Origin of the sequence: Stenotrophomonas sp. G4, from assembly GCF_003428825.1 — a bacterium.
GTDB lineage: Bacteria > Pseudomonadota > Gammaproteobacteria > Xanthomonadales > Xanthomonadaceae > Stenotrophomonas > Stenotrophomonas indicatrix.
In genome coordinates, this window is sequence record NZ_CP031741.1 from 1030917 (window position 1) to 1043062 (window position 12146).

13 protein-coding genes and 1 tRNA gene are annotated in these 12146 nt (G+C 66.3%); 9 read left to right on the plus strand and 5 right to left on the minus strand.

The genetic code is table 11. The features are described from left to right. Positions 1-37 precede the first annotated feature (37 nt). The 5 genes from mltG to D0Y85_RS04720 all read left to right on the plus strand — a co-directional run bounded on the left by mltG (position 38) and on the right by D0Y85_RS04720 (position 3253). Complete coding sequence (gene mltG, locus D0Y85_RS04700) at positions 38-1099, plus strand: endolytic transglycosylase MltG (protein ID WP_117309676.1); 1062 nt, start codon at positions 38-40, stop codon at positions 1097-1099. Beyond that, positions 1096-1761, plus strand: a complete 666-nt coding sequence (gene tmk, locus D0Y85_RS04705; protein WP_049467276.1) for a dTMP kinase — start codon at positions 1096-1098, stop codon at positions 1759-1761. Before mltG ends, tmk begins: the two co-directional genes overlap by 4 nt. Next, positions 1758-2714, plus strand: coding sequence for a DNA polymerase III subunit delta' (locus tag D0Y85_RS04710; protein ID WP_117309677.1), 957 nt, complete (start codon positions 1758-1760; stop codon positions 2712-2714). Before tmk ends, D0Y85_RS04710 begins: the two co-directional genes overlap by 4 nt. Then, positions 2711-3064: a PilZ domain-containing protein gene (locus tag D0Y85_RS04715; protein ID WP_025874071.1), complete on the plus strand. Its 354-nt coding sequence runs from the start codon at positions 2711-2713 to the stop codon at positions 3062-3064. Before D0Y85_RS04710 ends, D0Y85_RS04715 begins: the two co-directional genes overlap by 4 nt. Positions 3065-3178: 114 nt before the next feature. Beyond that, positions 3179-3253 (plus strand) — tRNA-Val (locus D0Y85_RS04720). Positions 3254-3563: 310 nt separating this feature from the next. Here the strand turns inward: D0Y85_RS04720 and D0Y85_RS04725 are convergent. Both D0Y85_RS04725 and D0Y85_RS04730 read right to left on the minus strand, forming a co-directional pair. Then, complete coding sequence (locus tag D0Y85_RS04725) at positions 3564-4199, minus strand: SMI1/KNR4 family protein (RefSeq protein WP_205420734.1); 636 nt, start codon at positions 4197-4199, stop codon at positions 3564-3566. After that, entirely contained in the window at positions 4196-5266 is a 1071-nt protein-coding gene (locus tag D0Y85_RS04730) for a NucA/NucB deoxyribonuclease domain-containing protein (RefSeq protein WP_117309679.1), read from the minus strand. The genes D0Y85_RS04725 and D0Y85_RS04730 overlap by 4 nt, the downstream gene beginning before the upstream one ends. Positions 5267-5662: 396 nt before the next feature. Between D0Y85_RS04730 and smqnr the strand changes: the two genes are divergently transcribed. Continuing rightward, the gene (gene smqnr, locus D0Y85_RS04735) at positions 5663-6310 is read left to right on the plus strand and encodes a SmQnr family pentapeptide repeat protein (RefSeq protein WP_117309680.1); all 648 of its coding nucleotides are present in this window, start codon (positions 5663-5665) and stop codon (positions 6308-6310) included. 15 nt (positions 6311-6325) lie between these two features. Here the strand turns inward: smqnr and D0Y85_RS04740 are convergent, their stop codons facing one another. Further along, the gene (locus D0Y85_RS04740) at positions 6326-7012 is read right to left on the minus strand and encodes a methyltransferase (protein ID WP_117309681.1); all 687 of its coding nucleotides are present in this window, start codon (positions 7010-7012) and stop codon (positions 6326-6328) included. Between the two features lie 87 nt (positions 7013-7099). Next, positions 7100-7798: a glutathione S-transferase family protein gene (locus tag D0Y85_RS04745; protein ID WP_117309682.1), complete on the minus strand. Its 699-nt coding sequence runs from the start codon at positions 7796-7798 to the stop codon at positions 7100-7102. Positions 7799-7913: 115 nt separating this feature from the next. Here D0Y85_RS04745 and D0Y85_RS04750 point away from each other — a divergent pair, with 115 nt between their 5' ends. After that, the gene (locus tag D0Y85_RS04750; RefSeq protein ID WP_117309683.1) at positions 7914-8858 is read left to right on the plus strand and encodes a LysR substrate-binding domain-containing protein; all 945 of its coding nucleotides are present in this window, start codon (positions 7914-7916) and stop codon (positions 8856-8858) included. On the opposite strand, the gene D0Y85_RS04755 is transcribed toward D0Y85_RS04750, so the two are convergent. After that, on the minus strand, positions 8797-10176 hold the full coding sequence (locus tag D0Y85_RS04755; RefSeq protein WP_117309684.1) for a PLP-dependent aminotransferase family protein: 1380 nt from the start codon (positions 10174-10176) through the stop codon (positions 8797-8799). The two genes, D0Y85_RS04750 and D0Y85_RS04755, sit on opposite strands and share 62 nt — an antisense overlap. 133 nt (positions 10177-10309) lie before the next feature. Here D0Y85_RS04755 and D0Y85_RS04760 point away from each other — a divergent pair, with 133 nt between their 5' ends. Both D0Y85_RS04760 and D0Y85_RS04765 read left to right on the plus strand, forming a co-directional pair. Beyond that, positions 10310-11173 carry a DMT family transporter gene (locus D0Y85_RS04760; protein ID WP_025874055.1) on the plus strand — a complete coding sequence of 288 codons (864 nt, stop codon included), beginning with the start codon at positions 10310-10312 and terminating at the stop codon, positions 11171-11173. Positions 11174-11252: 79 nt separating this feature from the next. Further along, positions 11253-12134: an SDR family oxidoreductase gene (locus tag D0Y85_RS04765; protein WP_117309685.1), complete on the plus strand. Its 882-nt coding sequence runs from the start codon at positions 11253-11255 to the stop codon at positions 12132-12134. Positions 12135-12146 lie beyond the last annotated feature (12 nt).

Below are 12146 nucleotides of genomic sequence, written 5' to 3' on the forward strand. Positions count from 1 at the left end.
GTATCCTGCACGACGGAATCGAGTTCAGAGGTAGTCCATGGCGGGAGCCAAGCGCGGGTGTCTGTTGGTGGTAATGCTGCTGCTGGTGCTGGCCGCCATCGTGGCCGGCGCGGGCGCGTGGTTCTTCTACAAGCAGAGCCAGTTTGCCGACGTGCCGTTGACCCCCAGCGCGGACAGCGTGGTCATCGCCAGCGGCGATGGCATGAACAGCGTGCTGCGCAAGCTGCGCGAGGCCGGCGTGGACGAGGGCCAGGACACCCAGTGGCAACTGCTGGCGCGCCAGCTCGACGCGGCCGGCAAGCTGAAGGTGGGCGAGTACGCGCTGAGCAAGGGCCTGACCCCGCGCGAGCTGCTGCTGCGCATGCGCGCGGGCAAGGTGCTGCAGCACCGCGTCACCATCATCGAAGGCTGGAACATCCGCCAGCTGCGCGCCGCGCTCAAGCGTGCCGATCCGCTGCTGCACACCACCGACACCCTCGATGACGCAGCACTGATGGATCGCCTCGGTTTCGCCGGCCAGCATCCGGAAGGCCGGTTCCTGCCGGAAACCTACGTCTACCAGCGCGGCGACAGCGACCTGGACGTGCTCAAGCGTGCCCACGGCGCGATGGAGAAGGCGCTGGACGAGGCCTGGGAAAGCCGCGCCCCGGATCTGCCGATCAACACGCCCTACGAGCTGCTGACGCTGGCGTCGATCATCGAAAAGGAAACCGCGCTGGCCAGCGAGCGACCGCAGATTGCCGGCGTGTTCATGCGCCGCCTGAAGATCGGCATGCGCCTGCAGACCGATCCGACCGTGATCTACGGCATCGGCGCGGCGTACGACGGCAACATCCGCCGCCGCGATCTGACCACCGATACGCCCTACAACACCTACACCCGTTCTGGCCTGACCCCGACCCCGATCGCCATGCCCAGCCGCGACGCGCTGATGGCCGCCGCACAGCCGGCACCGGGCGATGCGCTGTACTTCGTCGCAGTGGGCGATGGCAGTGGTGCGCACGTGTTCTCGCCGAGCCTGGACAAACACAACGCCGCCGTAGCCCGCTACCTGCAGCAGCTGCGCCAGCAACGCACCCAGGAGACCCCGGCGCAATGAGTTCCGCGCTGCTTCGCCATCCCCGTTTCGTCAGCCTGGAAGGCGGCGAGGGCGCGGGCAAGACCACCGCCATCAACGCCATCCGCGAGTGCCTGCGCCGTCACGGCCATGAGGTCGTGTTGACCCGCGAGCCCGGTGGCACGCCGCTGGCCGAGCGCATCCGCGGCCTGGTGCTGAAGCCCGATGCCGAGATCGCCGCCGAGCCGCTCAGTGCCGAGGCTGAGCTGCTGCTGGTGTTCGCCGCACGCGCGCAGCATGTGCGCCAGGTGATCCAGCCAGCACTGCAGCGCGGTGCCTATGTGCTCAGCGATCGCTTCACCGATTCCAGCTATGCCTACCAGGGCGGCGGCCGCGGCCTGGACCCGCAGTGGATCGCTGACCTGGAGCGCCGCGCCGTTGGCCTGCTGCCCGGTTTGACCCTGTTGTTGGACGTGGACGTGGCCGTCGGCCGCGCGCGTGCCAACGGCCGCGACCTGTGGCCGGACCGCATCGAAAGCGAGCAGGACGATTTCTTCCAGCGCGTGCGTGAAGTGTTCCGCAGCCGTGCGCAGCAGGACCCGCAGCGCTTCGCGCTGGTCGACGCCGGGCAGGTGCAGGAGCGCGTGGCCGCCGATGTGGTTGCGCGTGTCGAGCGCTGGCTGCAGCAAGGGGAGGGCGCATGAGTACGTTCTCGCCCTGGCAGCAGCGCGCGTTCGAGCAGACCGTGGCTGCGTTGGATGCGGATCGACTGGGCCATGGCCTGTTGATCTGTGGCCCGGCCGGGCTGGGCAAGCGGGAGGTGGCCCTGGCGCTTGCCGACCACGTGCTGGCACGCGGGGATGGCGCGCATGCCACCCGCACCCGGCAGCTGATTGCCGCCGGCACGCATCCCGACCTGCAGCTGATCAGCTTCATTCCGAACAAGAGCGGCGACAAGCTGCGCACCGAGATCGTGATCGAGCAGGTGCGCGAGATCACCAACAAGCTGGCGCTGACCCCGCAGTACGGCGTGGCGCAGGTGGTGATCGTCGACCCGGCCGATGCCATCAACCGTTCGGCCGCCAATGCGCTGCTGAAGACCCTGGAAGAGCCGCAACCCGGGCGTTACCTGTGGTTGATCAGCAGTGACCCGGCGCGCCTGCCGCAGACCGTGCGCAGCCGCTGCCAGCGCCTGGAATTCAAGCTGCCGCCGCGCGAGGAAGCGCTGGCCTGGCTGCAGCAGCAGGGCCACAGCGAAGCGGCCGCGCGTGAGGCACTGGATGCGGCACGCGGCCATCCCGGGCAGGCCGACAACTGGCTGCGCGAAGATGGCCTGAGCCTGCGTCGCGACGTCAGCCGTGAGCTGGAACAGCTGGCCGCCGGCAAGACCGGCGCGGTGGAGCTGGCGCAGAAGTGGTGTGCCGATGACAACGCGGCGCTGCGCCTGCGCTTCGCTGCCGACCTGGCGCTGGCCCAGGCCAGCACCGATGCCTTGACCACGCCGGAGCGATTGCACAAGCTTGCAGCCTGGTTCGATGCGGCCAACCGCACCCGCGACCTGCTGCGCACCACCGTGCGCGCAGACCTTGCGGTGGTCGAGTTGCTGCTGGCCTGGAACAAGGTGAACGAGCGGCCTGCCGCAAGGGGAAATCGATGAGTGCCAGCAACGCCCGCCAGGGCATCCTGTCCCTGGCAGTGAAGGACAAGGCCGCGCTGTACAGCGCGTACATGCCGTTCGTGAAGAATGGCGGCATCTTCGTGCCCACGCCCAAGCGCTACTTCCTGGGCGACGAGGTGTTCCTGCTGCTGACGTTGCCCGATTCCAGCGAGCGCCTGCCGGTGGCCGGCAAGGTGATCTGGGTGACTCCGGCCGGTGCGCAGGGCAACCGCACCGCCGGCATCGGCGTGCAGCTGGCCGACGGCCAGGAAGGCGAGACCGTGCGCCACAAGATCGAAACGATCCTGGCCGGCCTGACCGGTTCGGACAAGCCGACGCATACGATGTGATTCCGGTAGCGCCGGGCCATGCCCGGCGGCCTCTGGAAACGCGCGTGAACACGAATGTGAAAACTGTTGACGGTCTCTGAAAAGCCCCTATAATGAGCGGCTCAGCAACACACCGGGCGGTTAGCTCAGCGGTAGAGCATTGCCTTCACACGGCAAGGGTCACAGGTTCGATCCCTGTACCGCCCACCAAATAGATCCCTGATTTTTCAGGTGACATGAAGAAGCCGGCCTTGAGCCGGCTTTTTCGTGTGTGCAGAGTAAGTGCATCGAGGGCGTGCGGGCTCCAGGAAGCCGATGACTCGCCGTCAGGCGAAAATCGCACTCTTCAACCCGCCTTGGCCCGCTCGGACTTCTTCGCTAGCGGGAAGGCTTGCGAATCCATGACCAGGCACGTGATGGGGTTTGATCATCCGCTCAACTTCCACCTCTATGCATCCTCGGTGATTGCGTAGCGGAGTCAGTTGAGAAGTGCACCCTCCCGAAGGAGGGTGCTTCAGCGCTACAGAGTGGAGTTGCTTTCCTCCAGCATCAGATGCCCAAATGAGGCGTACCAATCGATATCGACACGGCTGTAGACATGCGCATCGCATTCATTCAGCGCTGTGGAGTGATAGGTATCCAGCAGGAAGAAGTCATCGCCCATCTGCGGCGTGCCACTTACCTGTATGGCGCGGTCCAGGTGGTACTGGAACGCATCCACCACCGGATCTACAACCAGTTCCCGACGGATCTGCACGATCTCCTCGTTGTCCTGCCCGAATGGGCGGATCAGTTCGACGGGCAGCAGGATGTCCACGAAGCGTCCCGGCAGCGCGAAGCCATTGCTGACCTTCAGGAAGTCGCGATAGCTTTTTGGCAATCTGACCCCCAGGCGTTTCTCCGCATCAACAATGGCCTGCTCGCTGGCGCCGGGTACACCACACCAATCGATGGTTCCGGTGAGTGCGCGCCGAGCGACGTCTGCCAGCGGACTGTCCGGGTACTGCTCGGCGAAGGGTTGCATGCCCATGTCGAAATGAGGTGCAGCAAGCCGTTCCTCCAGTGTGGAAAGGATTCCTTGATTGAGCTGCGTGAGTAGGTCGAGCCACTCATCTACGTCAGCTGGTGCCTTCAGGTGCTTCGTCTGCCCGTTCATGGGGTGATCCTCAGCCAGAATTCCTCGCCGTCGATGATGCGGTCGGTTCCACAGTAGAACTCGCCCAGTTTTCCGCCAACGCGGCGGTTGTCCGAGGAGTCAAGATATCGGACGGACATCTGATCTTCCTGTACGAGACTCGCACCCTGATAGGTCGATGCGAAGGGGTACTCATCGCAGTCCTTGCCAGCACCTGGCTGACCTGGAAACCTCTGCTCGCAAAGCGTTTTGCTTGTGTTCCTGTTCGCCCTTCTTATTTCATTGCTTCGCACACGAGTCATTGCCTTCCCCCGCAGTGAAGCATCAGGATCCCAGCGTCCGATGTTGTTGGGCAGTGCGGCCTGCGCCGCAAGAATATGAGCAGCGGATTCATCAACATCCGGGTCCGAAAGGCTGAGCTCCAGAACGCCCGGATAATCCGCGTGCCGGCAGCCGGAGTGACTGTTTGCCAGCCTCTCGCATCGCACTTCCGGCGCCGACATCTCGATCAGCGTCTGCTCCACGTTGAACCGGGTCAGGATCAGCTGCGTGTTCTGGCTGGTCCGCCCGTCGTCGGTGTCCATGCTCAACGTTGCGGTGAAGTCATAGGTACCCTGACCTCCGAGGCCGATCATCTGGAACTGCTGCTTGTCGGTGCAGCTGCCACAGAACAGGAAGGGCGCCATCGTCAGTCCCCTGGATGCCTCGCCCAGAACATCCTGGATCACCACGCGCACACGGTGCGTCCACGTGGTGCCTGTGCGTGGAAGGTAGGCGTAGTCATACATCGTGACGTCCGAATACTCCTCTGCGCCGATGTCGGTGTTGTAGGACACGTAGCGCGCCGTGCGCTTGATGCAGTAGTGGCGCCGTGACCCCGCAGCGTCCTCTTCGTCCTTGTCGGTGGCGTCCTTGCACAGCTCCTCGAACGGCGGTTCGTCATTGCGCATGTCCGCTTCATAGCGGTCAAGCTCTGCGTAGGACAGGGTGGCGATCATCTGTGCATCGCTCGGGCAGTCATCGTCCTGCCTGGCATGCGCTGTAAACACGCACAGCGCTGCGGCCAGGGCCAGTGGCGTTGGTTTCATCGGGGCTCCTCGTGTGGGACAGGTCGCCGGCGGGGAACATGCCGGTGCCCCTTGATGCGCCTGCCGGCACGTGAAGGAGGGTAGGGATACTTCGCTCCTCAAACCGGGCGTGATGAATGGCACGGCCCGGATGTGGCGCTGATCACTGACCTTGGCGAGGGCGGTGGTGTTGATCGGTGCGAGCCGGGGTCAACGCGACAGCTGCATGACCTGGGTTGACGCCCGCAGAGGATCCACGCGAGGCATGGCGATGAATCCGTCAGAGAGGTTCAGCGGCCCACGCGCTTCGCTTGTACACATCCCGGCTGCAGCTGTCGTGAACCGGGGTGTCTGCGGGTTCTACCGCATGTCCGTCGGACGCGGCATCATGTCGCGGCACCCGTCACGGAACCCTGCATGTCCGCCACTGTTCACCACAAGCTGCGCATCGGCGTGGATCAGTTCACCGGCCAGAAGGTGGTCGACCAGCAGTTCCATGACTGTGATTTCTCCGGCGCGGACCTCACTGCCACCGAGTTCGTCAACTGCGGTTTCTACGACGCCGACACGCGTACCGGGTGTCGTTTCAGTGGCGCCACGTTGAAGGAAGCCAGCTTCCGCCAGTGCGACATCAGCCTGTGCAACTTCAACTTCATCAAGGCGCTGGGACTGGAAATCAGCGAGTGCCGCGCGCAGGGCGCCGATTTCAGCAACGCCGGTTTCATGAACCAGGTCACCACGCGCAGCTGGTTCTGCAGTGCCTTCATCAAGAAATCCAACCTGCGCTATGCCAACTTCTCGCGGGTGACGTTGGAGAAGTGCGAGCTGTGGGAAAACCGCTGGGACGGAGCCAACGTGAGCGGCGCCAGTTTCGCAGGGTCGGACCTGTCCGGCGGCCAGTTCGAGGGCATCGACTGGAATGCGGCCAATTTCACCGATTGCAACCTGACCGGTTCGGAGCTGGGTGAACTGGACCTGCGCAGCACCAACCTGCGTGGCGCCACCCTGGACGTGCAGCAGGTGGCGCTGCTGATGCAGCGCATCGGTATTACCGTGGTGCCCTGAGTCCGCCTCGCAACGCTACGCCGGTGTGGCCGGCACCTGGGCCACCCATCCCTTGAAACTGAAACCGGCGTAGAACAGTTCCACGTTCTCGAAGCCGGCCTCCTGCAGCAACGCCACTTCCTGCTCGGGCGAGAGCAGTGGCAGGCGCTCGGCGATGGCAGCGACCGCGCGCTGCGCATCGGCACGGGGAACGCCGGAGGCTTCGGCGAACGCGGCGTAGCGCTGCAGCCAGCGATGCTTGCCGTCTGCGTCCTGCGGCACGCTGTGGTGGGCCACCACCAGCGGCGCGCCCGGGCGTAGTCGTTGCCGCAGCTCGCGCAGCGTGTGCAGGCGCTGCGCGGCATCGAGGAAGTGCAGGGTCAGCAGGCAGCTGGCTCCATCGAAGCGCAGGTCCGGGGCATCGTCGATGTAGCCTTCCAGCAGTTCGACGCGTGCGTTCAACGGACCCAGTGTCTGCTCGGCCAGGGCCAGCATCGGCGCGGCGGGGTCCACGCCCAGCAACTGCCAGCCCGGCTGCGCTTCGGCGAAGGCTTTCAGCTCCAGCCCGCCCCCGGCACCGAGCACCAGCACGCGGCCGTGTGCAGGCACGCGTTCGGCCAGCAGCAGGCGGCTCATCTGCTGCAACGCGAGGAAGCCAGGCACCTGGCGCAGTGGCGCTTCGGCATAGCGGGCCACTGCCTGCGGATCGGAGAACGAGGACATGCGCGGATTCCTGCGGCAGGGGACAGGCCACTGTAGCAAGGCGCGCAAGAGGCATTGCGCGTCGCTGCCGCACAGTCAGGACCGGGCTCAGGCCGTGGCGGCCTCAAGCACGTCGTGCAGTTGCACCTCGCCGAGGAAGCCGCCGCTGCTGGCTGCCGGTCGCTGCGCTTCGATGGCGTGGGCGAACTGCACGCCGGCGTCGTCCTGCAGGCGCTCGAACAGCTGCTGCACCCTGGGGAACTCGCGGCGGTCGACCACCTGGTGATAGTCGTTCCAGCGGGCGATGCCGGCGAAGTAGGCGTCGGCGAAGCTGCGTTGCTCGCCCAGCAGCCACGGGCTGCTGCCAATCATCTGCTCCAGCGCCTGGTGGGCGTGGCGCACCTTGGCCGTGCCATAGGCACGCAGCGCCTCGCCCTCGGTACCCTCGGCGTGTTCGAGCGCATGCCAGAGCGGCGCGTAGGCACCGAAGAAGCTGGTGTTGAGATAGGCCAGCCGGTGGTTGAGGCGGTCGAAGCCGGACGTGCCCTGTGCGAAGCCCAGCCCCTGCATGATGCCCTTCGCGGCCAGGTGGTTGAGGATGGCCAGGCTCTCGCTGAACAGTTCGCCCTGCGCGGTGCGCAGGGTCGGGGTTTCGCCCAGTGGATTGAGGCGGCGGTAGTCTTCGCCCTGCACTTGGCCTGGCATATCGATGCGGCACAAGTGGTAAGGCTGGCGCAGCCATTCCAGGGCGACGATGGAGCCGAACGAGCAGCCCGAGGGTACGCCGTAGAAGAGGATCGGGGTCATGGCAGGTTTCCGGTTCAAGCCGCGATGCGGCGGGTGAGGAAAGCGTGCCTGCGTGGACATTGCCCCGGAAGCCGTCCGAATGGCATCCTGAAGTCCACACGTGTGGACATTGCGCATGCTCAACCTCAACGATCTGGCATTGTTCGTCACGGCGGTGGAGCAGGGCGGTTTCGCTGCCGGTGGTCGCCATCTGGGCCTGCCGCGCTCGACCCTGAGCAAGCGCGTGGCGTTGCTGGAAGAACGACTTGACGTGCGCCTGCTGCAGCGCAGTTCGCGCCGCTTCGCGTTGACCGAAGTTGGCCAGGAATTCTTCGAGCGTGCGCGCGCGGCCCTGTCTGAGGTGGAGGCGGCCGAAGCCATTGTCCGCAACCGCCAGGCCGAACCCAGCGGCACCGTGCGCATCAGCGCCTCCATTCCGGTGGTGCAGGGCCAGCTCGCTGTCTGTCTGCCTGCGCTTGCGCGCCGCTTCCCGCGTCTTCGCATCGAAGTGGAAGTCAGTGATCGCTTCATCGATCTGGCGCAGGAGGGCATCGACATCGCCCTGCGCAGCCACTTCGGTCCGCTGCCGGATTCCGGGCTGGTGCAGCGATCACTCGGCAGCGAGCGCATCGTGCTGGTGGCCTCGCCGGGCTATCTGGCCAACGCGCCCGCCTTGGACTTCCCGGAACAGCTATGCACGCATGCCGGCCTTCTGACCGCGCGCCACGCAACGCGCTGGACGCTGCAGGGTGCCGGCGCTCGCAGTGTGCAGGTGGAGCCACGCGTGGCTCTGGTCGGGAATGAGTCGCAGCTGCTGATCGCCGCGGCCGAGGCGGGTCTTGGCATCACCGTGCTGCCCCACAGCCTGTGTGCAGCGGCCATCGCCGCCGGCCGGCTGCAACAGGTGTTGCCGGCCTGGCATGCCGGCGAGGTGACCACCAGTGTGCTGCTACCGCATCGTCGCGGACAGTTGCCGGGCGTACGCGTGGTGGTGGATGCGCTTGTGGCGCATTACCAGCTCATCGCAACGCCTTCCCAAGCACCTGCCAGATCTTCGGGTCCTGGCACTGCGACACATTGAAGCGCACGTAGTCGGCAGCCCGCTGCGACTGGCTGAAGGCATTGCCCGGCGCCACCACGACGCCTTCGCGCAGGCACCGCCTGGCCACCGCCGATGCATCGCGGCCATCGGGCAGCTGGCACCACAGGAACAGCCCTGCATCGGGTTGCAGCCATGGCGTGATGCCCAGCTTCTGCACCTGCCGCAGCGTGTGCTTGCGCGCATCGGCCAGGCGCGTGCGCACCGCCTGCATGTGGCGGCGGTAGCCACTGTCGGTCAGTGCGATCTGCATCAGGTTCGCCGCCAGGTGCCCACCGCCGAAGCTGGTGGCCAGCTTCAGATCGGTCAGTGCCTCGATCCAGTCCGGGCGCGCGGCGATGTAGCCGCAGCGCGATGCCGCGGAAATGGTCTTGGAGAAACTGCCGACATGGATCACCCGCGACAATCCATCCAGGGCCGCCAGCCGAGGCGCCGGGCGCAGTTCGAAGTCGGCGAAGATGTCATCTTCGATGATGATCAGTTCGCTGTGTTCGGCCAGGCCCAGCAGGCGGTGTGCGGTGGTCGCCGACAGCACCGCGCCGGTCGGGTTGTGCAGCCCGGCGTTGGTGATGTACAGGCGTGGCGCGTGTTCCTGCAGCGCGCTGGCAAACACCTGCAGGTCCGGCCCGGTGTGCGTGTACGGTATGCCGATGGCCTGCACCTGATGGGCCTTCAACATCGCGTGGTAATTGAAATAGCTCGGGTCGTCGACCAGCACGCAGTCACCGGGCTTCAGCAGGAAGCGGCAGATCAGGTCGACCGCGTGCGTCCCCGATTCGGCCAGCAGCAACTGCTCCATCGACGCGTCGATGCCCAGCGTGGCCGCGCGTCGCTGCAGTGTCTGTCGCAATGCCGGCAGGCCCAGCGGTCCTGCATAGTCCACCAGCTGCGCGGAGTCGGCGCGGGCCATGCGGCGCAGGCCGCGGCGCAGGCCATCGTGGTACAGCCAGTCGCTGGGCATCCAGCCGCAGCCAGGCTTGAGGTGTCCCGGCGGGGTTTCCAGCGATTGCCGTGATACCCACAGCGGGTCCACCGCGCGATCCAGCCGCGGTTCCATTTCCGCCAGCGCCAGTGGTGCCGCCGGGCCAGCCACGTAGAAGCCGGAGCCGGCGCGCGCGGCGATCACGCCTTCGGCGGCCAAGCGTTCGTAGGCCTCGACCACGGTGGACACGGAAACGCCCATCGCCGTGGCCTGCGCGCGCACCGAGGGCAGGCGGCTGCCCGGGCCATCCAGGCGCGAACTGATGCGGGAGCGGACGGCGTGGATGACGCTGTCGATGCGGCTGGGCGGTCGGGACATGCGCGTGACTGTAAGGGGATTGTGGGCAGTACAGTTACTTGTGACTGTACTGGATTGTAGCTGTGTATCGCCCGTGCCCGGTGGCCCAATGACGGGCACGGCCGGCCATTGCCCGGCATTTCTGGAGCAGGGTGTGGAACGGTCGGCAAGCGGGTGGATCAATGGCTTCATCGGTGTGGTGATCTTCGCCGGCTCGTTGCCGGCCACCCGCCTGGCAGTGATGGAGCTGGACGCCAGCTTCGTCACCGCCGCGCGCGCCAGCATCGCCGCGTTGCTGGGGCTGGTCCTGCTGCTGGCATTGCGCCAGCCGCGCCCGGTCAGAAGCGATCTGCCCGGTCTGGTGCTGGTCAGCCTGGGCGTGGTGGTGGGCTTCCCGTTGCTGACCGCGCTTGCCCTGCGCCACGCCTCCTCGGCACATACCATCGTGTTCCTTGGGTTGTTGCCGCTGAGCACGGCGGTATTCGGCGTCCTGCGCGGCGGTGACCGGCCACGCCCGGCGTTCTGGGTGTTCTCGCTGCTGGGCAGCGCCTGTGTGGTCGGCTACGCCGCGCGCAACGGCATCGAAGCCTCACTGCAGGCCGACCTGTTGATGCTGGCAGCGATCGTGGTGTGCGGACTCGGCTATGCCGAGGGCGGCCGCCTGGCCCGGCATCTGGGTGGCTGGCAGGTGATCAGCTGGGCGCTGCTGCTGGCATTGCCGGTGATGCTGCCGCTGATGGTGGCAATGCGCCCGTCCTCGTTCACGGCGGTCGCCGCGTCGGCCTGGTGGGCGCTGGGGTACGTGGCGGTGTTCAGCATGCTGGTCGGTTTCCTGTTCTGGTATCGCGGCCTGGCCCAGGGCGGTATCGCTGCGGTCGGCCAGCTGCAGCTGCTGCAGCCGTTCTTCGGCCTGGCGCTGGCGGCGCTGCTGCTGCACGAGACCGTCAGCGCCGGCATGTTGCTGGTGACCGTGGCAGCGGTGATCTGCGTGGCCGGCGCCCGCCGCTTCAGCCGATGACGCGCGATAGCGTCGGCGTATCGTGGCGTGCCGCCAACAGTATTGGCCGGGGCCGGCGCGCTTGGTTGAAGCTGTGCCGATGAAACCCAGTTCCAGTATCTCGTTCGAAGGCCAGGTGGGCCTGGTAACCGGTGCCGCCGGTGGCCTCGGCCTGGCCTACAGCCGCCTGCTGGCCCAGCGTGGCGCGCACGTGGTGATGCATGACGTGGGCGCCGCGACGGACGGCACGGGTACCGATCCGCAGCGCATCGCCCAGGCGGTGGCGGCACTGCATGCCCAGTGCCTGCCGGTCGAAGCCGCCAGCGGCCCCATCAACCAGCGCAGCGGTTGCCACGGGCTCGTGCAGGACATCCTGCAGCGGCATGGTCGCCTGGACTTCATCATCCACAACGCCGGCTGGGTGGCCTACGCCGGTATTGAAATGGTGGAAGACGATGCGCTGGAGCAGATGCTGTGCCTGGCGGCGAAGACACCACTGTGGCTGGCACAGGCGGCATGGCCTGCGATGCGTGCTGCCGGCGGCGGCCGCATCGTGCTGACCACCTCCGATCGCGCGCTGTACCCGCAGTATGCGCAGCGCGGCCTGTGCGGCTACGCGATGGCCAAGCTGGCTGCGCAGGGGCTGGTCAATGTGCTGGCCATGGAAGGCGCCGAGCATGGCATCGTGGTCAACGCGGTGTCGCCGGTGGCCAAGACCCGCATGTGGGGCATCGACGGGGAACCGGATGAACTGCATCCAGAGGCGGTGGCACCCGGGGTCGCCTTCCTTGCCTCTACGCGGTGCCGGCAGGGGGGCTGGACCCTGCGGGCCAGCAACGGCCAGTTCCATGCATTGCGATTGCAGGAAGCCGAACACGTGGCCTATCCGCGCGACCTGCGTGCGGTGGCAGCGGACAGCATCGAATCGGTGGCCCTGCAGTGGCCGGTCATTGCACGGCCGAGTGTCGACGCGCGCGGTTGAACGCGTACCCTA